A 25,162-nucleotide genomic window follows, 5' to 3' on the forward strand; every position below is an offset into this window, starting at 1 on the left:
GGCCTCACTTGTCTTTTTTCTTGTACATGGCGAGCATGCGCTGGGTAACCAGGAAGCCGCCAAAGATGTTGACTGAGGCGAGCACGAGCGCGATGAAGCCGAAGCCGGTCGCAAGCCCGGAGGCCGAGATGCCGACGGCGAGCAGTGCACCGACAACGATGACCGAGGAGATCGCGTTGGTGACCGCCATCAACGGCGTGTGCAGGGCCGGCGTCACCGACCAGACGACGTAGTAGCCGACGAAGATCGACAGGACGAAGATCGCCAGACGAAAGACGAACGGGTCGATCGCGCCGCCGGTGGCGCCATGTGCCAAGGCACCGGCCGCTTCCGCGGTATCAGGAAGGTTCAGCGCTGCCTGCTGGACGGCGGCCACCGCCTTGTCGAGCGCATCGAGCGCTTTTTCCAATGCTTCGTTCGCCATCAAAGATCCCCCTTCTTCTTCGGCTCGAAATTCGGGTTGACGATGGCGCCGCCATGGGTAAGCGCCGTCGCCTTGACGAGCTCGTCTTCCATGTTGAGTGCCAGCGCCTTGGTTTCCTTGGAGACCATGGTCTCGAGGAAGGTCACGAGGTTCTTGGCGTAGAGACCGGACGCCGATGCGGCAATCCGGCCGGGCACGTTGAGATGGCCGATGACCTTGACGCCTTCGACATCGGCAACCTTGCCGGCTTCGGCGCCCTCGACGTTGCCGCCGCGCTCGACCGCAAGGTCGACCGCGACCGAACCGGGCTTCATGGCCTTCAGCATCTCGCGGGTGACGAGGCGTGGTGCCGGCCGGCCCGGGATCAACGCCGTGGTGATGACGATGTCCTGCTTGGCGATGTGCTCGGCAACGAGGGCTGCCTGTTTCGCCTGATACTCTTTCGACATTTCCTTGGCGTAGCCGCCGGCGGTTTCGGCCGCCTTGAATTCTTCGTCCTCTACGGCGATGAACTTGGCGCCGAGCGAAGCCACCTGCTCCTTGGCGGCGGGACGCACGTCGGTCGCAGAAACCACGGCGCCGAGACGGCGGGCGGTTGCGATCGCCTGCAGGCCGGCAACGCCTGCGCCCATGACGAAGACCTTTGCCGCAGGAACCGTGCCGGCCGCCGTCATCATCATCGGCAGTGCCCGGTCATATTCGTAGGCCGCGTCGATCACCGCCTGGTAGCCGGCAAGGTTTGCCTGGCTCGACAGCACGTCCATCGACTGTGCGCGGGTGATGCGCGGCATCAGTTCCATGGCAAAGGCGCTGAGGCCGGCTGCAGCCATTTCGGCCACCGCATCCTCGTTACCGTAGGGATCCATGATGGCAATGACGATGGCACCGGATTTGTAGCCCGCGATTTCGGCACTGTTCGGCCTGCGAACCCTGAGGACGACATCGGCCGTCTTCGCATCGGCGACAGCACCGATCCGGGCACCCACCTTCTCGTATTCCGTATCCGGAACACGCGACAGAAACCCGGCGCCAGCCTCGACAACCACGTCGAAGCCGAGCCCCTTCAGTTTCTTCACGCTATCCGGCGATGCCGCGACGCGACCCTCGTTCGGATCCGTTTCCTTGGCGATAAAGACAATTTCGCTCACAAGTCCCCCTCCCTGACCGCAATCGAGCCAAGGCTGGAATGCGGGCATCCTGTCCGACTGCAAAGCGGCCGCTCAAACGAGCAGGCGCCCTCCCATGTGCAAAGCACACATTCCCCTGGAGACAGGCCGAGCCCGTCCTCCACTCCCCCTCACGCGGTGAGGATAAAGCGCCGCGCGTTCATCTATAAACGCTTCGAGGCGCTACGAACTTTCATGAGCCTTAAGCAAAACCATCGACGCTCCCCGTCGATGCCATGCGGCTTCAGTCCGGACATCCGGTCCGGCAGCCACGGGCAGGCCTCCCCGGCCTGTCCATGGCAAATCGTGGCAGTAATACCGATTAACGAAGGAAGAAGAAACCGGCGACGTTGAGAAGGATGAACAGCACCAGCGCGCTGAAGAAGCCCATGGTGGTGAAGAAAGCTGCCGCCATGGCGATCAGCAGAACCACGCAGAACATCGTGCCGTATTTCGTTGCACTGAGGAAGAAATTGTACGTCTTCTCATGTTCCGCATAATCCATCGGAGCGCCCATTTCGACCGGTCCAGAATGATGCTCAGCCATCGTCCAATTCTCCCAGAATGCTGCGGCGCGACCCTTGGCCCTCGCCGCCCTTCAACCTTGATCCACGAACGACTTCTGCGGAAAACCGCGCAGAAGTCCATTAGCTGCCCATACACAATGCCGGGGCCGCACGCAACGAAAACCCGTCGCTGCGCCCGGCCTCCTGGGGCGATATGCCGCGCGCATCTCCATTGCGCATCGCGATAACCGCGGATCGCTGTCTGCGCTTCTGCTTCTCCTTCGCAAATCGCTGCAGCAAGATCGCCGCAGGCCCTGCGTGACGGGCGCTAGCGGAAAACGGATGTACGATAGGAACGCCCGGAACCGTTCTGCGCGATGCGCGCCGTCGGCAGGATCGTCAGAGGCGCGAACGGCACTTCGTGGCGGTCCGCGAACATCAGGCGACGCTCGAACGGCTCGGAATCGAAGATCGGGTAGCGGTCGAGGATCGAGGGCCGCTGCCCCCTCACCTGCGCGACAAGCAGCGCACCGTCGGCATTGTAGACCCCGAGGTTCTCCCGCTTGGCGACAACGGTCTCGGACGCAAAGATGCGCTTGTAGAATGCCGCGTGCCGAGGCCGGCAAGCGGTCAGGCAACGATCGGCGGTGAAGTATTCGCACGCCATCGCCACTGGCCTGAGCGTCAGGTAGGGGAGCGCCCGCATCTCGTCGCCGGTGACGTCAGGATCGACCGCCAACCGGCCGGGATCGACCAGCACCATGCCGGCATCGAGAAACACATCGATTTCAGGCGCGAAGATCAGCCCCGAGGTGCTGGCCCTGTGCTCGGGCGTGACGTGATGCACACGCACCGTGCTGACAAGGTTCTCGTCGAGATAGATGCCGAAGACATAGGCATGGCTGTCGAAATCGAGATCGTCGATGAGGGTCGAGCCGGTCAACTCCATCAGGTTGACGGCTTTGTAGGCCTTGTAGCGAAGCCTGGCGATATCCTCCATGTCCTCGCCTGTCTCGACCCGCCGATATTCGACGCGATCGAGAAGAAGCATCAGCTTCTCAGAAAAACTCCCAGGCTCCGCCCGGTGAAGACCTTCACCCATTTCCTGCCCCTCATAGTTAACAAATCGTTAACCTATTGACGGGCGGCCGAGCGGCAACAACAAAATGGCACAACTTGCCTTTAACTTATTGTTAACCTTAATATTTCGTTAATTTCTTTGGTTAACCGAACGTTGCATTGAGGGCTGCGCTGGGCTCTGCAGGCGGCAACTCAAGGCTTGCACCGAGAATGGGGGAAAAGGACCGAACGAAGGCGCTCTGCGCGCGTGTCAGGCGATGCGCTTGCTCGTCGGCGTGGCGACCGGTTTCTGGACACCATTGGTGCAGAATGCCTCGATGGCGGAGGCGGGCATGGGCGCTGCGAACAGAAAACCCTGTATCAGATCGGCACATTGGTAGTCATTGATCAGCTGCAGCTGATCCGCCGTCTCGACACCTTCGACGACGATCTTCAGGCCCAGAGCACGACCGAGGTTGGCCGTGCCGCGCAGCAGCTTGAAGCGGCGCGAATCCTCGCGAATGTTGCGCACGAACGAACGATCGATCTTGATGATGTTGACCGGCAGCACGTCGAGGTAGCTGAGGCTGGAATAGCCGGTGCCGAAATCGTCGATGGCGATGGTTATGCCGCTGTCGCGCAGCTCGCCAAGAATGGCCTGCACTTTCGCCGGTTCATCCATCAGGCAGCTTTCGGTGACCTCAAGATGCAGACGCGAGGCATCGAGACCGGTCGCCTGAAGCGTGTCTGCCACCACGGTGACGATGTCATTGCTGCGCAGATCGAGCACGGAAAGGTTGACGGAAACGGAAACGTGGCTCGGCCAGCTCATGCAGTCTCGGCAAGCCTGCTCCAGCGCGAAGCGCGTGATCTCCGTGACGAGGCCCAGCTCCTCGGCAAGCTGGATGAAGACGTTCGGCGGCACTGGCCCGCGCTCGGGATGTGTCCAGCGCGCCAGAGCCTCGCAGCATTCGAGGCGCGCGCCGTTCGGCGTGAACATCGGCTGGTAGGAAAGCGTCAACGCACCGGCATTGATCGCGTCGCGCAGGTCACTCTTCAGCTTCTGCCGGTCGAGATAGCGCGCATCCATCTCGTCTTCGAATACGGTGCAACCACCCTTGTTGCGCGCCTTGGTTTCCGACAGGGCCAGATCAGCCTTGATCTGCAGCTCTTCCAGCCGGAAGGCGCTGCTCGGCACCAGAACGACGCCGGCGCTCATCGTCATGTTGAAGGTGAAGCCACCAGCCAGATAGGCGCCACGCATTCCCGCATGGACCGCGCGCATCTCGTCTTCGAGATCAGGCGAATGCATCCGGTTCGGGAAGAAGACAACGAACTCGTCGCCCATCAGCCGGGCGGCGATCGCCGTATTGCCAACCAATGTCTTCAACCGCCCGGCTATCGCCTGCAGCAACCGGTCGCCGACGATGTGGCCGCGCATATCGTTGACATGCTTGAACTCGGCGACGTCAAGCACCATCAGGCCGACTTCGACGTCGCCCTTTCCTTCGAGCGCCACGGCGTTATGCGCAAGTTCGGCGAAGTAGTCGCGGCTCGGCAGACCGGTCAGCGTGTCGAAGCGAACCATCTGCAGGATCTGCCTGTCGGCCTGCACGCGCGCGGTCACGTCCTCGAAAATCAGCACGACCTCACCGTTTTCGTGCCGACCGGCGGAAAACTCGAGAAAGAGGTCATTGGTAACCGGCACCAGAACCTGGGTCTTCTTGCCCTTGATCAACAGGTCGAGCTGCCGCGATATCGCGCGCGTCTCTTCGACGCTCAGCGACATGCGGCGCACACCGCGACGCACGACGTCGTCCAGCAACCGATCCCTGAGATCAGCCTTGTCGCCGAGCATCAGCAACGCGCAGGCGCGCTCATTGGCAACCACGATCCGGTTGTCGCGGTCGAGCATAAGCAGCCCGTGCGTCATGTTGTTGAGCGCGGCATCGAACTGGCCGGCAATCGTGGCGATCTCGCGGGCGGCCAGCACGTTTTCATAGAGAAACGCGCGCACATTGTTGGCCATCATCCAGGTCGAGAAGATGAAGGGCAGGATCAGAACCGCGAGGATCAGCATGAAGGGATCCTGCAGCGTGATCAGCCCGATCACGATCGGCAGGCAGGCGGACGAGGACAGAAGCAGCACCGCGCGTTCGGAGCCGTAGTTTCGCCCGACCAGCGAGATCATCGAGGCGAGCGTCACGGAGATGCAGGCAAGCTCCGAGAAAGAATCCTGACTGACGGCAATCGCATAGCCGCAGGCAATCCCGCAGGTGAGTGTCACGCTGACACCGCCGAGAATGTAGCGGTTCTCCCATTTCCTAACCGTCGCCCGGTCGGCGTTGGAGAAATCCTGGCGATCGAAGCGCGCCATGTCGAGGTTGCGCAAGACCCAGAGCACGACGATGGCTGCAGTGCAGATGAGATAGAGCGGATCGGAAGTCTTGAGATAGACGAGCGCGAAAGTCACGACATGCGACAGCATGCCGATCAGCAGAGTCCTGCGATGTTCGTAGAGCGAGCTCACAGACGACAGATAGACATCCGTCGGTAGAGCGCCCCGTTCATTGCGCGTCATGAACCCATAGCTCCGGTTTTCCGGATTTTTAGAGACGATGGTTTAACGAAAGATTTCGTGAAATCACCGGCTCTACGCCTTGTATTGCAACATTTTAACAGCGCCCAGCGGGAGTTTTTCCGGAACTCAACCTAGTATTGCGAAAACCAACGAATGATAGATGCGCCTACAACCATGCATAGACAAAACCGCATTATACCTTCTGACATTGTATTTAAGGCAATTCTGCTTGGCAAACATCATATCCACCGATTCACTCAGGATGTGGTTACCCAAAGCTGAAGAAAAGACATCGATTCCTGCCGGCTGACCGCGGGCCTGGCACCGGCCCACGTCACCACCGGATCATGCACCTTCCCAGTTGACTTTCGGCCGTATCTGGCGGCAAGGCTTTGCTAAGCGAGATACGGAGCCTGATGATGTCGAAACCTGTCGTTGCCATCCCCTGCGATTTCCGCGAATTCGACGGCAATGTCTGGCATGTCGTTGCCAATCAATATGTCCGCGCCGCGGTTGAAGGCGCCGGCGTCATGCCCTTCCTCATTCCAGCGCTCGAGACGGGCAACGATATCGACGAGATCCTCGATCGTGTTGACGGCGTGCTGGCAAGCGGCGCCCGCTCCAACGTTCATCCCTCGCTCTATGGCCGCGAGGCAAAAGACACCGACGGCCCCTTCGATCCCGGCCGCGATGCTACCAGCCTGCCCTTGATCCGGCGCGCGCTCGAGCGCGGCGTGCCGCTCTTTGCCATCTGCCGCGGTATCCAGGAGCTCAACGTCGCGCTTGGCGGTACGCTTGCAACGGAAATCCAGGAGCAGCCCGGTGTCTGGGACCACCGCAAGCCCGACGTCTCCGAGCTGGATGTCGCCTACGGCATCCGCCAGGACGTCGTGGTCAAGGAGGGCAGCTGTCTCGCGCCGGTGCTGGGTGTCGGCCGCGTGCGCGTCAACTCCCTGCATCGCCAGGCCATCGGCGCCGCCGCCCCGCGTCTCGCCGTCGAAGCGGTTGCCGACGACGGCACGATCGAAGCGGTCTCGGTGATCGGCGCCAAGGCTTTCGCGGTCGGCGTTCAATGGCATCCGGAATACTGGGTGCGCACGGACGCTCCGTCGGCGAGCCTGTTCAGGGCTTTCGGCGATGCCGTCCGCGCCTATGCCGCGCGCCGCATGGCGGCCTAACGCTTACGTCGCTCGAAAGGCGTTTCCGGCACCGGCGTCAGCGCCTTGCCGGTCGAAAACCAGGCCTTGAGGTTGTCGACCACCAGATCCGCCATGGCGTTGCGGGTGACGACCGAAGCCGAGGCCACATGCGGCAACAGTGAAACGTTCGGCAGCGCCAGAAGTGCGTCGGGCACATGCGGTTCGTCGTCGAAAACGTCGAGCCCCGCCCCGGCAATGACGCCGTTCTGAAGCGCCGAGACCAGCGCTTCCTCGTCCACGGTCGAGCCGCGGCCGACATTGATGAGAACGCCATTCTTCCCCAGCGCCGAAAGCACCCCGGCATTCACCGTCTTTCGCGTCGCCTCGGTGCCGGGAACGATAATGACAAGCGTATCGACGGCCTCGGCAAGCCCTTCGAGCGTCGGGTGATAGGCGTAGCCAAGGCCCTCGCGCTGCGTGCGCGTATGGTAGGCGACCGACACACCGAAGGCTTCGAGCCGCTTGGCAATGGCAAGCCCGATGCGGCCGAGGCCGTAGAGCCCGACAGTGCGGCCCCGAAGCGACAAGGGCGACAGCGGGAATGCCCCCTCGCGCACCCAGCGCCCCTGACGCAACCATTCCTCCGCCTGCGGCAGAAGGCGCAGCGTATTGATCAGCAGGCCGACAGCGGTGTCGGCGACCTCTTCGCTGAGCACGTCTGGCGTGTTGGTAACGGCGATGCCCTTGGCGGCAGCGTGTTTTACGTCGACCCCGTCATAGCCGACGCCGAAATTGGCGACGATTTCGAGGCCGGGCAGTGCGTCCATCAGGCCGGCAGGAATGCGCCCGGAAACGGCGATACCCTTGATATCGGCCATATCGGCCGTGACGAGACCGGCGTCCGGGCGCTCCAGTCGCACGATTTCAAACATCTCGGGCAGCCGCTGAAGCACCCGCTCGTTGATTTTTCCGGGCACGAGGATGCGGGGAAGGTTCGCGGACATGGGCACTCCTGGTCTTTGGGATTTCGTCAGGCGGGGACGCGCAACGGTCCGGTGGACTGGCGGATGCGCATTTCCGGCTTGATCAGGTGGATGCCATCAGGCTCGTGGCTGCCGGACAACTTGTCGAGAAGCGCGCGGGCAGCACTCCGGCCGACATCGGCCTGGCCGTTCCAGACGGTGGTCAAAGCCGGCGTCGCGATCGACGCCTCCTCAAGATCGTCATAGCCGGTGACGGAGATATCGACGCCGGGGACAAGCCCCGCACGCGCGATGCCGTTCATCATGCCGATCGCCACCAGATCGTTCCAGCAGACGACCGCGGTCGGCTTCTGCGGCAGCGACAAGAGATGCACCGCCGCCTCGAAGCCACCCTGCTTGGAGCGCGGGCCGGGAATTCGCAGCTCCGGATCCACCTCGATATTGGCCTTGCGCAGCGCGTTGACGTAGCCTTGATAGCGGTCACGACCGGTCGACGTCTGGTCGGTGCCGCCGACCATGGCGATACAGCGGTGCCCAAGGCCGATCAGATGGTTGGTCGCCAGCGAGATGCCATAGGCATCGTCGCCGCGGAAGATCGGCACGTCGAGCCCCTCGATCGAGCGGGCGATCAGGATCGCCGGCATGCCATTGTCCTCGGCAAGCTGGATATCCTCCGGCGGGGTGCCGATGGCCGGCGACATGATGACGCCGTCGCCGCCGAGCTGCAGCAGCGTCTCGATGAAATCGCGCTGCTTGTCGACCGAGTCGTAATGGTTGGAAAGAATGAAGGTCTGCTTGTCGCGGTCGAGTTCCGCTTCGATCGCCTTCAGGATTTCCCCGTAGAACGGGTTCATGATGTCGTGCACGACGACACCGATAATGCCGGAGCGCGAGGTCCTGAGGCTGGCGGCGCGGCGGTTGTAGATGTAGCCGAGCGCGCGGGCCTGCTCCTTGATCTTGTCGCGGGTGAGGGTCGCCACCAGGGGACTGTCACGCAATGCCAGAGATACCGTCGCCGTCGAAAGACCGAGTGTTTCCGCGATCGTCGAAAGCTTGACCTTTTGCGCCACGATGCCCCCTGCTTAAGCCTAGTTGCCTACCCTCAAATTTAAATCCTATTTAAACTGTTTAAATCGCCGCCGCAATACGCCGTGAAACGAGGCTCAGTCTGCGGCCCGCGCCGCCTGCAGGTTGCTGTCGACGGCCCGCAAAAGCTTCATAAGCGTGCGCACCTGCTTGTCGGTCAAACCGCGCGTGGCAAGGTTTTCCGAATGTTGCCCGGCTTCGGCAATCGTCTGCAGCCGGTTACGCCCAGGCTCGGTGAGGAAGACCTTGGTCAGCCGCGCATCGTCGTCATCAGGGCGGCGCTCGAGGAAGCCCTGCGCTTCCATGCGGCCGATGGTGCGTGTCATCGTCGGCGCCTTGACCCCGAGCTTGGCCGCAAGCCCGCCCGCCGTCAGCCCGTCGGTTTCGGCAAGCGCCAGCATCACGCCGTCCTGGCCGGCATAGAGGCCACTTTCGAGCAGGTTGCGCGACAGAACGGTACGCATGGAACGCGCCGCCTGGACAAGGATCGAGGCGAGATCGTGCGGTTCGGCGAGAAGCTCGTCCTTCTTCTTGCCGTTCTTGCTCTTCTTTTCGGCCTTGTTCTTCTTGCCCATTGGACCTCCTGCCGAATCCCGTCTCAGACATTTATAGCAATACAGCTTGCGATTACGAACTGTATGACTCAAATAACATTTCTACGACAATTGACGTGAAGGATCGAAGAGAAATGTCGATGCCCAAGGCCCGATGGCAGGACAATTCGACCGCTCTTCCGCAACGGGCTCGCCGCGACTGGATCGCCGTGCTGCCCCTCGGCGCCCATGAGCAGCATGGCCCGCACCTGCCCTTCGACACGGACACGCTGATTGCCGACGGGATCGTCGAACGCTCGATCGCCGCCCTGCCCGAGACCCTGCCCGCGACCTTCCTGCCGACAGAACCGGTCGGCTATTCGATCGAGCATATGGATGTCGCCGGCACGCGCTCGCTCGGTTATGACGACGCCGTGCGCCGCTGGCTCGGCATTGCCGAAAACCTGCACGCGCTCGGCATCCGCAAGTTCGTGATGCTGAACGCCCATGGCGGAAATTCGCCCCTGATGACCATCGTTGCGACCGAGGCACGGGTGCGTTTCGGCATGCTGGCGGTCGCGACCAGCTGGACCCGCTTCGGCCAGCCCGACGGCTGGATCGCACCGGACGACAAGGCGATCGACATTCACGGCGGCGATATCGAGACCTCGGTGATGCTGGCGCTCCATCCGGAGAAGGTGGCGATGGAAAAGGCCCGCGCCTTCCCCTCGCGCCAGAGCGACTATGCCGAACGCTTCAGACATCTGCGCGCCTATGGCCCGCATGCCTTCGGCTGGAAGATGTCCGACCTCAATCGCGAAGGCGTGGCCGGCAACGCATCCGCCGCCACCGCCGCGCGCGGCGAGCAATTGTTGGCCCACGCGGTCAACGGCGTGATCGAACTTTTGACCGATGTCGCCGATTTCGACATGGCCGAATTCACCTGAACAACCGGGCCGCCCGCGACGGCAAACACTTTGTTTGTGCTTTTGCGCTATCAGCATCAACAGCAGCAAACGACGACAGGCGGCACTGAGCCGAAACACTATGGCGAAGATCATCGCGCTCGGCGCCTATTTTTATCAGGCCCTAATCGCCTTCGGCCTTCTGATCATCGTCGCCCATTGGCTGGCCCCGGTCGATTACGCCGCCTATTCCCTCTTCATCTCGCTCAGCCAGTTCGGTGCGATCGCCGCCTTCGAATGGGTGCGTTACTCCTGCATGCGTTTCTACCCCGGCCAGACGGCGGAAAGCGAAGCGGCGGAGCGGCGGACGATCGTGGCCGAGGCGGCAGCCTGCGCGCTTTTCTGCCTTGTCGCCGCCGCCGTGTCGCTCGCCTTCGGCGTGACGCCGCTTGTGGCGCTGGTCGGTGGCCTCGTTGCCGTTGCTCAAGGGGGCAGCGACCTGCACCTGACCATGCTGCGCTTCCGCCAGGATTTTCGCGCCTTCTCGGTGCTGCAGGGGTCTCGCGCCACAATCCTGGCCGCAGGAACGTTGCTCGGCACGCTGGTATCGCCAACCTTCCTGTCGACGGTTATTGGCCTGCTCGCCGGCTACGCGCTCTACGCGCTGCTCGCCGCGTTACTGTCGCGCAGATCCGCCCCCCAGCCTTCCGCCCATCTCGACATGGAGCGCGTAAAAAAACACCTCGTCTATGGCAGCGTTTCGGCAGGTGCGGCCACCGCCTCGATGTTTGCGCCGCTTGCGCTGAAGGCGATCTTCACCTCGGCCCTCGGGCCGGCCGGTGCGGCCGGTGCGCTGCTCGCACTCGACCTGCTGCAACGCCCCTTCGTGCTGATCGTCTCCGCCCTGCAGGCGATCCAGTATCCCGAAATCGTCGCCGCGCACGACAAGGCCGGGGAAACCTCGGCGCTTCGCCACCAGCTCGGGCAATACTATGCGCTTTTGACGAGTTTCGCGCTGATGATGGCGGCCGGCATCTTTGCCGTGCTCACGCCGGCGACGTGGTTGGTGATCACCCCCGATCTGCAAGCCGGCTTCCTCGCGACGGCCCCGTTCGTCATTCTGCTTTCGCTCGTCCGTGTCCTGACCCAGATCATGCTGCCGACGCCGCTGCACCTGAAGCAGCGCCTGGCCGCGATCTTCGCGCTTGCCGCCATCGACTGTGCGCTCCTCAATCTGGGCGCCCTTGCCAGCGGCTTTCTGCTGGCGCCGACCGACGCCACTATGATGGCCGGCAGCGCACTCGGCGCCCTTATGGCAGCGTTGATCGGCCTGCGGCTGATGGCGATATTGCCCTTCGACTTCACCTGGCCGCCGGTCCTGCTCGGTGCCGCGGGCCTCGTCGTGACCATTGTCGCCTTCGTCCTGTCGTACCGGTCTGCTTACCTCGCCACCGCAGCCGGGATCATCGTTGGCGGAGCCTGCTGCCTGCTGGCGCTCGATCGGCTACGGATTGGCATGCGCGCTGCAAACGCAGCTTGAACTCGGGCGTGAAAAACGCCACCCGGGCGCGATAAGGAAAATTGAACCTCTTTCGGATTAGATCAGAGCAAAGCAAGAGGCGACGAACACCATGAAGATCATTGTCGGAATAGCCACGGCGGGTCGCCGCGAGGTGCTATCCGAAACGCTTCTGCACCTGACCCGGCAGGATCGCAAACCGGATGCGATCCTCGTCTGCCCTGCTTCGCCTGATGATGTCGATCTCGACCTTGTCCGCACACTCGCTCCCGACGTTACCGTGGTCAGCGGCAGAAAAGGTTCCTGCGCGCAGCGTAACGCCATTCTCGACCGGACAGGAACCGCCGATGTTGTCGCGTTTTTTGATGACGACTTCCTGCCCCGGCATGATTTTCTGGCTAAAGTCGAGGACCTTTTCAAAAGACAGCCCGACATCGCCGTGGCGACAGGCCTGGTCTTGGCCGATGGCATTCATGGCCCAGGCATCTCGGTCAAGGCAGGGTTGGACATCCTCGAACAAGATCAGGCGGCAACGCCCCCGACGACACTCGAACCTGTCTACAACGCCTATGGCTGCAACATGGTGTTCCGTGTGTCGGCTATAGAAGCCGACGCAACCCGCTTCGACGAAAGGCTGCCGCTTTACGGCTGGCAGGAAGATGTCGATTTCTGCCGCCGTCTCGCGCGCCACGGCCGCATCGTTCGAAGTGGCCAATTGCGTGGGGTGCACCTCGGCAACAAGCGCGGCCGCACCTCGGGCCTGCGCTTCGGCTACTCTCAGGTCGCTAACCCGCTCTACCTCTTGCGCAAGGGCAGTGTCGGCCTGAGGTGGACCCTCCACCTCATGGGGAGCAACGTCGCAGCGAACACGATCGGCAGCCTGAAGCCACAATCCCTTGTCGACCGGCGGGGTCGGCTCAAGGGAAACCTCATTGCCTTCGCCGATCTCCTGCGCGGCAGACTAGACCCCTCGCGCGTGCTCGAACTGTGATTGCGTGTTTATCTCCGACCTGACAAGTTGATCAGCCGCGCCCTGCCGCCAAGAGGTTGAGCAGAACCACGGCGCTTGCATCCCATGAAAACCGCTCGGCATTGTCGTGCCCGGCGCGCGCAAGCTGCCGCCGGAGCGCGCCATCGGCGGATATCGTCCGCATCGCGTTGACCAGTGATTCCGGCTTTGTCGGATCGAAGTAGAGCGCCGCCTCGCCGCAGGCTTCCCGGACTGGCGGGATATCGGCGGCAAGCACGGGGCACCCTTGCGTCATCGCCTCAAGCGGCGGAATGCCGAAGCCTTCATAGAGGCTTGGAAACAGGAAGGCGGTGGCGTGGCGCTGCAGCCCGGCGATCTCCGCGTCCGACAGTCGCCCCGAAAAGATCAGGTTGCCGCGCGACGTCGGAGCGATATCGCGAAAGACGCTCGGATCCGTGCCGCCGACGACCACGAGCTTGCCGCCCGCATCCCCCAGGTCCTCGAAGGCACGCACCGCGAACTCGACATTCTTGTTGGGCTTCAAAGTGCCGACGAGAAGGAAGAACGGGCGATCGGCAAGGCCCAGCTTCGCAACGATATCCCGATCCGGCTGAAGGTCGGAAAAGTGGTCGGTGGCGTTGTAGATCACGTCGATGCCATCAGCGGGAACGCGAAAGACATCCGCCAGTTCGCGGCGCGAAAAACAGGAAACCGTACCGATCTTCGCGCGACGCGTCAGGATGTAGCCAAGCGCTCCGTGAAAGAGCCGATAGCCGCGACCGAAGGAGGCCGGATGGCGAAAGAGCGTGACGTCGTGGATCACCACCACCTGGTCGGAATGCAGCACCGGTCCGCTGCCGCCAAGGCCAATCAGCGTGTCGCGCCGTGCCCGCCAATAGAGCGGCCCCTGTTCCCAGAGATGACCAGGGCCCGAGCCGAAGCGTTCGATCGAGATCGCCGACAACGGCAGGTCATCCGGTGCTGACGCCGGCGCCAGCAGCCGCCAGCGCACGTCCTTCAGCGCCGCCGGCACGTCGCCGGCCGCAATGCGGGCATCGAGCGCGCGGGTGATCTCACGGGCAAAGCGCTGTACGCCGGTGAGCGGCTGGGTCAGGAACCGGCCGTTGATGGAAATCGTCTTCACGCACGCACCCTTTCGACAGGATGCGGACTCTCCCCGATTTTGATGAAAGGAGCGTTATCGCAGCCGGGTTCCGCCGTTTCGACAGTGGCAAAGGCGTGGCCAAAATGGGCTTGGCCATTTGCGCATCGCCGCTGCATCTCCTATATGAAACGCGACATGGATGCCCGCTCCCCGCATCCCGAGATCCCAGAGGTTCCCATGACCGAAACATCCCCGCAGAAGCCGATTCCCGTCACCGTGCTCACCGGATATCTCGGCGCCGGCAAGACGACGCTGTTGAACCGCATCCTCACCGAGAACCACGGGCGCAAATACGCCGTCATCGTCAACGAATTCGGCGAGATCGGCATCGACAACGACCTGATCGTGGAATCCGACGAGGAAATCTACGAGATGAACAATGGCTGCGTCTGCTGCACCGTGCGCGGCGACCTGATCCGCGTGGTGGAAGGCCTGATGCGCCGGCCCGGCCGCTTCGATGCCATCATCGTCGAGACCACCGGCCTTGCCGACCCGGTTCCGGTCGCCCAGACCTTCTTCATGGACGACGACGTGCGCGCCAAAACCGAGCTTGATGCCGTCGTCGCGCTGGTCGACGCCAAGCACCTGCCGCTCCGGCTGAAGGACAGCCGTGAGGCCGAAGACCAGATCGCCTTTGCCGATGTGGTGCTCCTCAACAAGACCGATCTCGTCAGCCCGGAAGAGCTGGAGCGGATCGAGGCGACGGTTCGCGTCATCAACCCGTCGGCCCGCATCTACAGGACGCAACGCTCCGAAATCGACCTGACCAAGGTTCTCGACCAGGGCGCGTTCAACCTCGAGCGGGCGCTGGAAAACGACCCGCACTTCCTCGACCAGGACGATCACGAACACGATCACACCTGCGGTCCCGATTGCGGCCACGATCACCATCATCACCACGATCATGACCACCATCATCACGACCACGATCACGATCATGGCCATCACCACCATGATCACGCTCCGTCGCCGATCCATGACGTGACGGTGCAGTCGATCTCGCTGCGCGGCGGCGAGATGAACCCCGACCGCTTCTTCCCCTGGATCCAGAAGATCACCCAGACGGACGGCCCGAACATCCTGCGCCTCAAAGGCATCATCGCCTTTGCCGGGGACGCCGAGCGCTATGTCGTGCAGGGCGTGCACATGATCATCGAGGGCGACCATCAGCGCGCCTGGAAGGAAGGCGAAAAGCGCGAAAGCCGCCTGGTCTTCATCGGCCGCGACCTCGACCGCGAAAAGCTGGAGCGCACGTTCAAGGCCTGCGAAGCTTCAGCCTGATTTCGGAAGCCGCGCGGCGGCCATGATCAAATAAGGAGAGCATGATGCCGGCGGAAAACCGCTTGCACTTTCGGCATCACGCTCTAACCGCATGCCCAACCAGGGGACCAGAACAATCTGATGCCGACAGTCGCTCCGCTCGATCTCGAAGGCCACGTCGTTGGCGTGACCTTTCTCAAGGGTATACCTTTCTTTGCCGAAGCCACCGGCGCCATCCACCGTCTCGACCTCGGCCACAAGACAACGGAAGTCCATGAGGGTCTGCTGTCGCTGGTTGTCGACGAGGCGAACGAGACGCTTCTCACCGGCGGCGAGGACGGCAAGGTGATGCGCACGGCCGCCGACGGCACGACGACGCTGGTCGCCGAGGCGCCGCGCAAGTGGATCGCCCAGGTCGCCGCCGGACCTCAAGGCTCGGTCGGTTACGCCTATGGCAAGACCACGCACGTGCGTCTCGCCGACGGCAAGACCAAGGAATTTGCCGAGGAGCGCACGGTCGAGGGCATCGCCTTCGCACCAAAGGGCCTGCGCGTCGCCGCTGCCCGCTACAATGGCGTGTCGATGCACTGGGTCGGCACCTCCGGCCAGCCGATCGATCTCGACTGGAAGGGCGCCCATACCGGCGTCACCTTCTCGCCCGACGGCCGCTTCCTCGTCACCACCATGCAGGAAAACGCCCTGCATGGCTGGAAGCTCGACGCCAAGCCCGGCGCCGAAGCACGCCACATGCGCATGACCGGATACCCCGCCAAGGTGAAGTCGCTCTCCTGGTCGGCCAAGGGCAAGTGGCTCGCCTCCTCCGGCGCGCCAGCCGCCATCGTCTGGCCCTTCCAGGGCAAGGACGGTCCTATGGGCAAGGCACCGCTGGAACTCGGCACCCGTGCCGACATAATGGTGACGTCCGTTGCCTGTCATCCGGCCGAGGACATCGTCGCGATCGGCTACCAGGACGGCATGATTCTCGCCGCCCGCTTCGCTGACAGCAAGGAAGTGCTGCTGCGCCGCCCCGGAAAGGGTGCCGTTACCGCCATGGCCTGGAGCAAGGACGGGCGCCAGCTCGTTTTCGGTTCGGCCGAGGGCGATTGCGGCGTCGTCGATATCGCCGGATAACATTCGCTCGACGCTCTTCGGAAACGTCAGCGCCATTGCCCCTCACCCTAATCCTCTCCCCGCAAGCGGGGCGAGGGGACGTGGCAGACGCTCCGTCAAAGAGTGGCGGAAAATGACCGGACGAAACCGCGCCACAAGTCCCTTCGCCCCGCAGACGGGGAGAAGGTGGCGGCAGCCGGATGAGGGGCAGATGCAGCCACGACCTGCAACGCCCAGCCACACGGCAGCGATCTCCAAAAATCAAATCTTCACCACCGCCGCGGTCACGTACATGAAGGCAACACCGGCCGCGAGTCCGCCCATCACAGGCGGCGTCAGAAAGACCTCTGTGCGCTTGCCGCTCTGGCGCATCAGATAGGCGCCGACCTCGACGATCACCTGCAGGATCGCCCCCGCCCCGACAGCCAGCGCCAGCGCCGACCATTGCGCCGACGTTGCCAGGCTGCCGAGCCATATGCCCAGCACCGCCGGACCGCCGGCGAGGAATGTCAGGCCGGCAAAGGCCCACAGTGACGGCCGCTGCTTCAGGATCGGCGCAGCAATACCGATGCCCTCGGTCACGTTGTGCAGGGCGAAGCCGGCCACCAGGAAGGTGCCGAGCCCGGCCGATCCGGCGGCAAAGGCCGCCCCGATCGCAAGCCCTTCGCCAAGATTGTGCAGGCCGATGCCGAGCGCAATATAGGTGGAGAGCGCCAGTCCTGTCGGCACGCCGCCGCGTCGGCCGATCGCCATCAACACGAGAAAGCTGCCCAGGCCCGCCAGCACCACCATGACCGGCCCCTGGAAAATGGCTGCCGCCTGCGACGCCAGTTCCAACGCTTCAGCGCTTGCATCGACCAGCAGAAAGGCGAGAAGCCCAATCGTCAGCGATAACAGAAACGCCATTCCCGATGCACCGACGCCGCGCAGCACCGGATAGAACATCAGGCCGACGGCGACCGGCACGATGCCGACGAGGATGCCGACCAGCGCCTGCAATCGCAATTGACCCGGCGTCGCCTGCGGCGTCGGCACGGCGACGGCGATGTCGTGCGCGAAGGTCGCGCCGGTATTGCTCACCACTTTCAGCGCATGCGCCTCGCCGAGCATCCAGGGGAACGGCAGGCTCAGCCAGGCCGTTTGGCCACGGGCGATCGGACCCGGCGGATCCTGGGTGAATTGCCAGTAGGCGTCATCCACCTGGACTTGCGCCACCGTCATCGGTTCCGAGCCACCGGCGCGAACCAGCAGGCGCACACCGCTGTCATCGAGCACTGTTCGCTCGAAGGTCAGGTTTTCGACCGGCGGCGCCCCGTTGCGAAAGCTCGACAGCGGATCGGTCGACAGGATCCAGGCAACGGCGATGCCAAAGGCGATGAGCGGCAGCGCCAGCCATACGAGATTGGTTTTTGCCGCGCGGATGGCGGCTCTCGGCAAGGTCTCGTTCATACCAGCGCCTCCACCACGTCGAACATGCCGACCCACCCCAACTCGGTAAACTCGGTCTGGTGCGGATGAAACATGTAGAGGCCGGGTTCGTGCTCGGCGAAGGTGAACTCCAGAATGCCGCGCTGCGCCTGGCACTGGGTGATGAGATCGACGGTTTTCAGCGTCGGTGTCAGCGTCGTTCCCTGATCGTAGTAATCGAAGAAATTGGCGTGCAGGTGGAACGAGTTGATCGGATCGAACTCGATGACATTGACGAGATAGATGCGCACCGGCTTGCCCTTCACGATCCGGATCGGCCGCTTCATGAAGGCGTGGGCGACGGTGTTGACCGCATAAAATTCGTTCTCGGCATCGAAATTGGTATCGAAGGCGTTCATCACCATCACCAGTTCCTGCCAGCCGGCATTCTCCGGCGTGCCGAGGAGCCGCGAACGGGCGACGTCCACGTTTTCAGGGTGACGCTCGGGGTCCGGGTCGATGACGAAGGCGCCGTACATGCCCTTGTGGATATGCCGGCGCAGCGGCATCGCATGGCAATGGTAGAGATGGCAGCCGAAGGGCTTGGCATCGAATTCGTAGACAAACTCGTCACCGGGATCGACCATGCCCGCGCCCGGCACACCGTCCATCCGCGCCGCGTGAATGCCGTGAAAATGGATCGAATGCGGATGCGAAGCGTAGTTGCGAAAAACAATGCGCAGGCGTTCGCCCTCCTTGGCCCGAAGCGCCGGCCCAGGCACGCGGCCGTTATAGGTCCAGGCCGGAAAAGTGATGCCGGGCGCGATCTCGATGTCACGATCCTGCGCCGTCATCTCGAAGGTCCGGAGCGTGCGCCCGTCCGGCAACACCGAGACGGTGCCGGTGTCCCAGTCGGTCAGCATGTCTGTCGGATCGAAACCATTGACGCTGCTATCGACGTCGCCGACCGTCATCATGGCGCCATGCCCCATTGCCGGCATGGGCGCAGCCATATCCCCCGAAGTCTGCGCCGCCATCTGGTGACCGCCGCCATGGGTCGCCTGTTGCGCCAAGGCAGCCCCGGCGCAGATCGCGGTGCCACCGGCCGCCGCCAGCCCGCCCATCAGAAGACTGCGTCGTTTCAGCAGGTCTGGTTTCACCGGATTGTCCATGGATGTCGCCCCTCGCCCGATACGGCGCCACGTGTCCGCTCCGATTTGCAGAGGCGATGCCACAAAGCCCGAATTGACCGGCGCGCCTAATTGCGAACCGTTCGCAACTACATTGATAATGCAAATGCAACTCATTCGCAATTGATGAAGGCGCAAGCGGAGACGATTAACGGATTGACCCCGGCGGTATCGTTGAAGGGTAAGACGGCAGGACCGTTACATCCCCGAAGCGTTTGGCTTCGGGGATGTTGGCTGAACAGCAAGTGCCCGGTAGGCGGCAAAGACAATGGTCGGGCCGCAACCGCAACAACCGTCGCTCACCATTCCAGTTCCAATTGCGGGCGACCGTTCGACGTCTTCTCGACCGTGCGCCCGTTCTCGTCGACCGTCGCGGTCACCCGCTGGCGGAAGGCAGAGAAGCTCTCGAAAGTGACGACATCGACGGGTTCGTCGAATTTCATCGTCAACCGGTAGCGCCCGGACTGCGACGTCAGCGCGTGCACCGCGAGGATCTCACCTTCAAAGGGCTGGCCGAGATAACGGCCCTTCACCCGTGAACCGAGCATCCAGGGATTGAACGGCGGTCGATTGCCGACGGCCGCGTGAAGCGTGTTCCAGTCGCGATAGCCGTATTGGGCAGCGATCAGTTCAAGCGAACGGGAGTGGGTGATGGTCTCGCCTTCGCCCGATAGCCGCGATCGCAGACGTTTCGCCTGGTCCTTAAGGGCATCGAGCGATGGCAGCGTGTTTGATCCGCGCATCATGACAGGGTCTCCTGCTGCGGCATGCAATGTTAAGAGATGGGAGCCCGCATTGCCACCGGTTCGCATGCCGTTTCGGCTGACCGTGTATGAAAAGAAGGGCTTCACCAAAGCATGACGCTCGCGGACGGCAGGGGCCCTTGCCCTGCCCTCTCCATAGGGTAAGCACCCGAAGCTGTCAAATGCGGCCCGAGCCTCCTGTTGCACAGTCGCTTGAGGTGTGGGACGACTTGCCCTGCTGCGCTACGCTGGAGATCATCATGAGTGAAATCACCCTCCTCGCATTCGCCCTTGTCGCTTTCATCGGTATTGCCACGCCCGGCCCGACGGTGCTTTTGGCGCTGACCAACGGCTCACGTTACGGCATCAGGCGCGCGTTTGCGGGCATGGTCGGCGCCATACTCTCGGACTTCGTGCTGATCGGCGCGGTTGCGCTCGGTCTTGGGGCCTTGCTCGCCGCTTCGGAATTCTGGTTCACCGTCGTTAAATGGCTGGGTGCCGGCTATCTCGCTTTTCTCGGCATCATGCTCTTGCGCTCGAAGGGCACGCTCGACGTCTCCACCGACAAGAACACCGCCGACGCCACGACATCAGCAATTTTTCTGAAGAGCTTTCTGGTCGCCGTCACCAACCCGAAGGGCTATCTGTTCTTCTCGGCCTTCCTGCCGCAATTCATCAACCTTGGTTTGCCGCAGGCGCCGCAATATGCAGCACTTGCTGCCGTGTTCGCCTCAGTCGATCTTGTCGTCATGCTCGGCTATGCCTTGCTCGGATCGCAGGCGGCCCGATTCCTCAAGCATTCCGGCGCCGTCTGGCTCGAACGCATCTGCGGCGGAGCCCTGCTGGCGCTGGCAGGCTCCCTCGCCTTCTATCGCCGCACCACCAACTGACATGCTGTTTCGCAAGGAGATCCTCGACAACATCGCCAAGGGAAAGGTGACGCTCGCGTTCCGGCGCTGGACGAAACCGACGGTCAAGGCCGGCGGCAGCCTGCGCACCGCAGCAGGCGTGTTGTCGATCGACACGATAGAAGCAATAGAGGCCGGCGATATCAGCATGGCAGATGCGTACTGCGCCGGCTTCCCGACGTGCGATGCGCTCTTTGCCGAGCTCGGCAGCCGCTCCGAAGGCACGCTATACCGCATCGCCTTCCACCGCTCGGGCGACGATCCGCGCCTCTCGTTGCGCGACGAGGAAACGCTAGGGCAGGCCGATCGTGATGCGATTGCCGCCCGCCTCACCCGCTTCGACAAGGCGGCCGGACAGATCTGGGCGGAAGCGACGCTCCAGCTGATCGCCTCGCGGGACGGCATCACCGCTGCCGAGATTGCGGAAAAGGTCGGCATGGAGAAGCTGAAACTCAAGGCGCGCATCCGCAAGCTGAAGGAACTGGGGCTGACAGAAAGCCTCGCTGTCGGCTACCGGCTGTCGCCGCGCGGCCGATCGTTTCTCGGCCAGGCTTGAACGACACCACAACAAGGGAGATGACATGATCGGGTACACGATGGTCGGAACAACCGATCTCAAGCGGGCCGAACACTTTTACGATCCGCTGATGGCGCTGATCGGCCAGGAGCGCTGCTATTGTGACGAGCAGGTCTCCTCCTGGGGGCGCAAGGACGACGGCAAGGCACCGCGTTTCTTTGCGTGCCACCCGTTCGACGGCGGAACCGCCTCCGTCGGCAATGGCGCCATGACCGCCTTCCTGGCGGAAAGCGCCGGGCTGATCGACCGATTGTTCGAGGTCGCCATGGAGCGTGGAGGCAGAGAGGAAGGAAAGCCCGGCTTTCGTCCGCACTATGGCGAGGGCTTCTACGCGGCCTATGTGCGCGACCCCGACGGCAACAAGCTTGCCTTCGTCTGTTATGATGCGCGGCCGTCGAAACCCGAGGCGTGACTTGCTATTGATATGACGTGCTCCCCCATCCCTCGCACGTGACAGATGGGGGAGCAGCGAAAAATCCGCCTCCGCAGGGTTGGAGGCGGAAAGACGTCAGGCGGCGCGCTGGACCCGCGCCAGCGCCAGCTTGCGGCCGCTGGCGACGATCAGGCCGGCAGCGCCTTCGAGCCAACCATCGCGAAGCTCGAGCGCCAGGAAACGGCTGCGCTCGAACGGGCCGGGCATGACCAGATGCTGCGCACCCGCGGCAAAGAAGCCGAAGCGCTCGTAGTAGGCGGCATCGCCAACCAGCAGGATCGCGCCGTGGCCGCGGCTCTTGGCCTCTTCGATCGCCGCCCGCATCAGCATGCCGCCGATGCCCTTGCCCTCATGGGCCGGATCGACCGCCAGCGGGCCGAGCAAAAGCGCTGGAATGCTGTGGCCTTCGCGGTTGACGCCTGCCTCGACATTCCACAGGCGAACGGTCGCGATGACATGGCCATCGAGATCGCGGGCGACGAAGGCGAGGCCTTCGGCCGGCACACGGCCGCTGCGCAGCTTTTCCGACGACTTGCGACGCCGCTCCGGCCCCATGGCACGGTCGAGCAGGTTTTCGCGGGCGACGACGTCACCCGGGTTTTCGCTATCGATAACAAATGTGGACGGCGCGAAAAACGCGCGCAGGGCATCAACAACAGCGGCCATCCGGGCCTCCCGTCATCAAAACCGCTTCAGGCGGCATCTGGAGAACATTGTGAAGTGGCGCTCCCGCCCGAAGACGGGAGCAGGCCGGATCAGATCACGTAGGACTTCAAGGGCTCGAAGCCGTTGAAGGCGACGGCCGAGTAGGTCGTCGTATAGGCGCCGGTGCCTTCGATCAGAACCTCGTCGCCGATCGAGAGCGTGATCGGCAGCGGATACATCTTCTTCTCATAGAGCACGTCGGCCGAATCGCAGGTCGGGCCGGCCAGCACGCAAGGCTCCATCTCGTCGCCGTCGCGCGCTGTGCGGATCGGGTAGCGGATCGCCTCGTCCATGGTTTCGGCGAGACCGCCGAACTTGCCGATGTCGAGGAACACCCAACGGTGCGCGTCGTTGTCCGACTTCTTCGAGACGAGAACGACTTCCGCCTTGATCACGCCGGCATTGCCGACCATGCCGCGGCCCGGCTCGATGATCGTTTCCGGGATGTGGTTGCCGAAGTGCTTCTTCAGCGCGCCGAAGATCGCCTGACCATAGGCTTCAGCAGTCGGCACGTCCTTCAGGTACTTCGTCGGGAAGCCACCGCCCATGTTGACCATCTTGAGCTCGATGCCCTGCTTGGCCAACTGCACGAACACGCGCTTGGCATCAGAGAGAGCTGCATCCCAGGCGTCGAGCTTCGTCATCTGCGAACCGACATGGAACGAGACGCCGTAGGAGACCAGGCCATGCTGATGGGCGTAGACGAGCACGTCGACGGCCATCTGCGGGACGCAACCGAACTTGCGCGACAGCGGCCATTCCGCACCTTCGCCATCGGTGAGCACGCGGCAGAACACGCGGGCGCCGGGGGCTGCACGGGCAACCTTCTCGACTTCCTCATGGCTGTCGACGGCAAAGAGCGACACACCGAGAGCGTGAGCGCGGGCAATGTCGCGCTCCTTCTTGATGGTGTTGCCGTAGGAGATGCGGCTGGCGGTCGCACCGGCGTCGAGCGCCATTTCGATTTCAGCGACGGACGCGCAATCGAAGGAGGAGCCCATGCCGGCGAGCAGGCGCAGGATTTCCGGCGCCGGGTTTGCCTTGACCGCATAGTAGATCGAGCTGTCCGGCATCGCGTGGCGGAAAGCCTTGAAATTGTCGCGCACGACGTCGAGGTCGACGACGAGGCACGGGCCATCGGGTCGTCGGGTGTTGATGAAGTCGATGATGCGAGCCGTGGTCATGGCCTTATTCCCCTGATCCAAAATGCTCCGCCTGCGCGGAGGACAAAGGGCATACGCGCGAATGCTCTGGAACCAGCCGGTGGAGACCCCGGAACCAAGCATGCGCTCGATGCGCGAACGGTGAACCGAAGCCCGCCTAGGCTTCAATTCGGCTTTGTCTGCCATGGATTGGAGGGGATAACCCAACCGCACTTCCGGCAATGAAGGTGTGCCTCTTCAGTAACCCCGGCTGTTGGAGAGCCGGCAGACACCAGAAAGGCCCGCACCGTCGTTGCTTCAAGATGTCCTCGCATTTCCCGGTTGGCCGGAATAGCGACTGGAGGGGTTAGTTCCAGGTACCTTACCGATACCCTCACCTAATCGAGGGTCGGCGGACACCCACAGGCACGTGCGACTTTGGGCAAGGCGTAGGTAAGAAAAAACCTTGTCGTAATCAAGAGTTTTTTCATCGCTGCTGTTGAATTTTTTTCGAGACCGGCAACACTCGCAATGTTCACGTTTACTGAACAATCGAAGCTGACGTCATGACCGCCGCAAGCGATTGAAAGAACTGGATTTATTTCGACGTCTCGCCTATCCGATCATTGAACTCCGGATAGCGGACGAAATCGGCTGCAAAGACAGCCGCAGAACAAAGAAACCTGAAAGAAGCACTCGCGGCGAATCAAAGCCCCGCGGCGAGGCAAGACGAGGAAAGACCGGCCATGGACACGCTCACCCGCATCCGCGCCTTTATCGATGTGGTGGACGCCGAAGGGTTTTCGGCCGCGGCCCGCCGTGTCGGCCGGTCGAAGGCGCTGCTTTCAAAATATGTGCGTGAACTCGAGGACGAACTGGGTGCGCTACTGCTCAATCGCACCACACGGCAATTCTCGCTGACGGAAGCCGGCCATACCTATTATCGCACGGCGTCGGAGATCCTGAAGGAGATCGACAATCTCGCCGACCTCGTGCGCGCCAACAATTCCGACCTCAAGGGCAGGCTGCGGATCACCGCGCCGCGCACCTTCGTCGATGCCGAGATCGGCCAGTCGCTGATCGATTTCGGCCAGCAGCATCCGGAGCTGTCGCTTGAAATCGTTTCCGACGATCGTTTCGTCGACCTCGTCGAAGAAGGTTTCGATGTCGCCATCCGCATCACACGGCTCGAAGATTCAACGCTGATCGCTCGCAAGCTCGACGATTTCCAGGTGTTGATCTGTGCGTCCCCGGATTTCCTGGAGAAGGTCGGGCCCATCGAACATCCGAGCGACCTGTCCAAGATCCCATGCATTCTCGACACCAACGGCCGGTCCTATTCCAACTGGCGCTTCATCGAGCCCGACGGATCCTCCTTCACCGTACCCGTCAGCGGCCCGATCGAGGTCAACAGCCCGCTTGCCTCCGTGCGCGCCGCCGTATCGGGCATCGGCGTGGCACTGGTGCCCGACTTCATCGCCCGCCCCAAGGTCGCCACCGGCGAACTCGTCACGCTCTTCGACGACTTCCTGCCGCGCGACCGCGGCATCTACGCGATCTATCCGCATCGCCGCTACCTGCCGGCCAAGGTGCGCACGCTGGTCGACTACCTCCACACCTGGTTCCGCAAGCCGCGTTGAGGCGGCAAGGT

24 protein-coding genes are annotated in these 25,162 nt (G+C 62.7%); 10 read left to right on the top strand and 14 right to left on the bottom strand.

Annotated features, from left to right (window positions below; translation table 11 throughout):
* Positions 1-4: 4 nt before the first annotated feature.
* The 5 genes from HT585_RS22455 to HT585_RS22475 form a co-directional block, all read right to left on the bottom strand.
* Positions 5-424: a proton-translocating transhydrogenase family protein gene (locus HT585_RS22455; protein WP_173423688.1), complete on the bottom strand. Its 420-nt coding sequence runs from the start codon at positions 422-424 to the stop codon at positions 5-7.
* On the bottom strand, positions 424-1,572 hold the full coding sequence (locus HT585_RS22460) for a Re/Si-specific NAD(P)(+) transhydrogenase subunit alpha (protein ID WP_176355012.1): 1,149 nt from the start codon (positions 1,570-1,572) through the stop codon (positions 424-426). The genes HT585_RS22455 and HT585_RS22460 overlap by 1 nt, the downstream gene beginning before the upstream one ends.
* A 340-nt stretch (positions 1,573-1,912) precedes the next feature.
* The gene (locus HT585_RS22465) at positions 1,913-2,137 is read right to left on the bottom strand and encodes an aa3-type cytochrome c oxidase subunit IV (RefSeq protein ID WP_176355013.1); all 225 of its coding nucleotides are present in this window, start codon (positions 2,135-2,137) and stop codon (positions 1,913-1,915) included.
* Positions 2,138-2,424: 287 nt separating this feature from the next.
* On the bottom strand, positions 2,425-3,198 hold the full coding sequence (locus tag HT585_RS22470; protein WP_176355014.1) for an N-acyl amino acid synthase FeeM domain-containing protein: 774 nt from the start codon (positions 3,196-3,198) through the stop codon (positions 2,425-2,427).
* 228 nt (positions 3,199-3,426) lie between these two features.
* A complete protein-coding gene (locus tag HT585_RS22475) occupies positions 3,427-5,736 on the bottom strand; it encodes a putative bifunctional diguanylate cyclase/phosphodiesterase (protein WP_176355015.1) in 2,310 nt (769 codons plus the stop codon).
* A 419-nt stretch (positions 5,737-6,155) separates the two neighbouring features.
* On the opposite strand from HT585_RS22475, the gene HT585_RS22480 reads away from it, so the two are divergent.
* Positions 6,156-6,914: a gamma-glutamyl-gamma-aminobutyrate hydrolase family protein gene (locus HT585_RS22480; RefSeq protein ID WP_176355016.1), complete on the top strand. Its 759-nt coding sequence runs from the start codon at positions 6,156-6,158 to the stop codon at positions 6,912-6,914.
* Here HT585_RS22480 and HT585_RS22485 read toward each other — a convergent pair.
* The 3 genes from HT585_RS22485 to HT585_RS22495 form a co-directional block, all read right to left on the bottom strand.
* Positions 6,911-7,879 (bottom strand): 2-hydroxyacid dehydrogenase, encoded by a 969-nt coding sequence (locus HT585_RS22485; protein ID WP_176355017.1) that lies wholly within the window; start codon positions 7,877-7,879, stop codon positions 6,911-6,913. The two genes, HT585_RS22480 and HT585_RS22485, sit on opposite strands and share 4 nt — an antisense overlap.
* 26 nt (positions 7,880-7,905) lie before the next feature.
* Entirely contained in the window at positions 7,906-8,928 is a 1,023-nt protein-coding gene (locus HT585_RS22490; RefSeq protein WP_115419198.1) for a LacI family DNA-binding transcriptional regulator, read from the bottom strand.
* A 93-nt stretch (positions 8,929-9,021) separates the two neighbouring features.
* The gene (locus HT585_RS22495; RefSeq protein WP_176355018.1) at positions 9,022-9,519 is read right to left on the bottom strand and encodes a MarR family winged helix-turn-helix transcriptional regulator; all 498 of its coding nucleotides are present in this window, start codon (positions 9,517-9,519) and stop codon (positions 9,022-9,024) included.
* Between the two features lie 113 nt (positions 9,520-9,632).
* Between HT585_RS22495 and HT585_RS22500 the strand changes: the two genes are divergently transcribed.
* From HT585_RS22500 to HT585_RS22510, 3 genes are all read left to right on the top strand, one after another.
* Positions 9,633-10,424: a creatininase family protein gene (locus tag HT585_RS22500; protein ID WP_176355019.1), complete on the top strand. Its 792-nt coding sequence runs from the start codon at positions 9,633-9,635 to the stop codon at positions 10,422-10,424.
* 100 nt (positions 10,425-10,524) lie between these two features.
* Entirely contained in the window at positions 10,525-11,922 is a 1,398-nt protein-coding gene (locus HT585_RS22505) for a polysaccharide biosynthesis protein (RefSeq protein WP_176355020.1), read from the top strand.
* Positions 11,923-12,013: 91 nt separating this feature from the next.
* A complete protein-coding gene (locus HT585_RS22510) occupies positions 12,014-12,892 on the top strand; it encodes a glycosyltransferase family 2 protein (RefSeq protein ID WP_176355021.1) in 879 nt (292 codons plus the stop codon).
* A gap of 31 nt (positions 12,893-12,923) precedes the next feature.
* Here HT585_RS22510 and HT585_RS22515 read toward each other — a convergent pair whose 3' ends face one another.
* Positions 12,924-14,015, bottom strand: a complete 1,092-nt coding sequence (locus tag HT585_RS22515; RefSeq protein ID WP_176355022.1) for a glycosyltransferase — start codon at positions 14,013-14,015, stop codon at positions 12,924-12,926.
* A gap of 198 nt (positions 14,016-14,213) precedes the next feature.
* On the opposite strand from HT585_RS22515, the gene HT585_RS22520 reads away from it, so the two are divergent.
* The gene (locus tag HT585_RS22520) at positions 14,214-15,317 is read left to right on the top strand and encodes a CobW family GTP-binding protein (protein ID WP_176355023.1); all 1,104 of its coding nucleotides are present in this window, start codon (positions 14,214-14,216) and stop codon (positions 15,315-15,317) included.
* Between the two features lie 120 nt (positions 15,318-15,437).
* Positions 15,438-16,427 (top strand): WD40 repeat domain-containing protein, encoded by a 990-nt coding sequence (locus HT585_RS22525; protein ID WP_176355024.1) that lies wholly within the window; start codon positions 15,438-15,440, stop codon positions 16,425-16,427.
* 240 nt (positions 16,428-16,667) lie between these two features.
* Here the strand turns inward: HT585_RS22525 and HT585_RS22530 are convergent, their stop codons facing one another.
* The 3 genes from HT585_RS22530 to HT585_RS22540 all read right to left on the bottom strand — a co-directional run bounded on the left by HT585_RS22530 (position 16,668) and on the right by HT585_RS22540 (position 19,746).
* Complete coding sequence (locus tag HT585_RS22530; protein WP_176355025.1) at positions 16,668-17,855, bottom strand: ZIP family metal transporter; 1,188 nt, start codon at positions 17,853-17,855, stop codon at positions 16,668-16,670.
* Positions 17,852-18,985 carry a multicopper oxidase domain-containing protein gene (locus tag HT585_RS22535; RefSeq protein WP_246707848.1) on the bottom strand — a complete coding sequence of 378 codons (1,134 nt, stop codon included), beginning with the start codon at positions 18,983-18,985 and terminating at the stop codon, positions 17,852-17,854. Before HT585_RS22535 ends, HT585_RS22530 begins: the two co-directional genes overlap by 4 nt.
* A gap of 317 nt (positions 18,986-19,302) precedes the next feature.
* Positions 19,303-19,746: a glyoxalase superfamily protein gene (locus tag HT585_RS22540; RefSeq protein ID WP_425513777.1), complete on the bottom strand. Its 444-nt coding sequence runs from the start codon at positions 19,744-19,746 to the stop codon at positions 19,303-19,305.
* 260 nt (positions 19,747-20,006) lie between these two features.
* Here HT585_RS22540 and HT585_RS22545 point away from each other — a divergent pair, with 260 nt between their 5' ends.
* From HT585_RS22545 to HT585_RS22555, 3 genes are read left to right on the top strand one after another with little or no spacing between them, the layout of a single operon-like run.
* The gene (locus HT585_RS22545; RefSeq protein WP_176355027.1) at positions 20,007-20,636 is read left to right on the top strand and encodes a LysE family translocator; all 630 of its coding nucleotides are present in this window, start codon (positions 20,007-20,009) and stop codon (positions 20,634-20,636) included.
* Position 20,637: 1 nt separating this feature from the next.
* A complete protein-coding gene (locus tag HT585_RS22550; protein WP_176355028.1) occupies positions 20,638-21,210 on the top strand; it encodes a winged helix-turn-helix domain-containing protein in 573 nt (190 codons plus the stop codon).
* A 25-nt stretch (positions 21,211-21,235) separates the two neighbouring features.
* Entirely contained in the window at positions 21,236-21,643 is a 408-nt protein-coding gene (locus HT585_RS22555) for a VOC family protein (RefSeq protein WP_176355029.1), read from the top strand.
* Between the two features lie 96 nt (positions 21,644-21,739).
* Here the strand turns inward: HT585_RS22555 and HT585_RS22560 are convergent, their stop codons facing one another.
* Positions 21,740-22,330: a GNAT family N-acetyltransferase gene (locus HT585_RS22560; protein ID WP_176355030.1), complete on the bottom strand. Its 591-nt coding sequence runs from the start codon at positions 22,328-22,330 to the stop codon at positions 21,740-21,742.
* 89 nt (positions 22,331-22,419) lie between these two features.
* Complete coding sequence (gene odc2, locus HT585_RS22565; protein ID WP_176355031.1) at positions 22,420-23,553, bottom strand: ornithine/lysine decarboxylase; 1,134 nt, start codon at positions 23,551-23,553, stop codon at positions 22,420-22,422.
* A gap of 704 nt (positions 23,554-24,257) precedes the next feature.
* Between odc2 and HT585_RS22570 the strand changes: the two genes are divergently transcribed.
* Positions 24,258-25,151: a LysR family transcriptional regulator gene (locus tag HT585_RS22570; protein WP_176355032.1), complete on the top strand. Its 894-nt coding sequence runs from the start codon at positions 24,258-24,260 to the stop codon at positions 25,149-25,151.
* Positions 25,152-25,162 lie beyond the last annotated feature (11 nt).

The sequence above is a fragment of the Ensifer oleiphilus genome (genome assembly GCF_013371465.1).
Classification (GTDB): domain Bacteria; phylum Pseudomonadota; class Alphaproteobacteria; order Rhizobiales; family Rhizobiaceae; genus Ensifer; species Ensifer oleiphilus.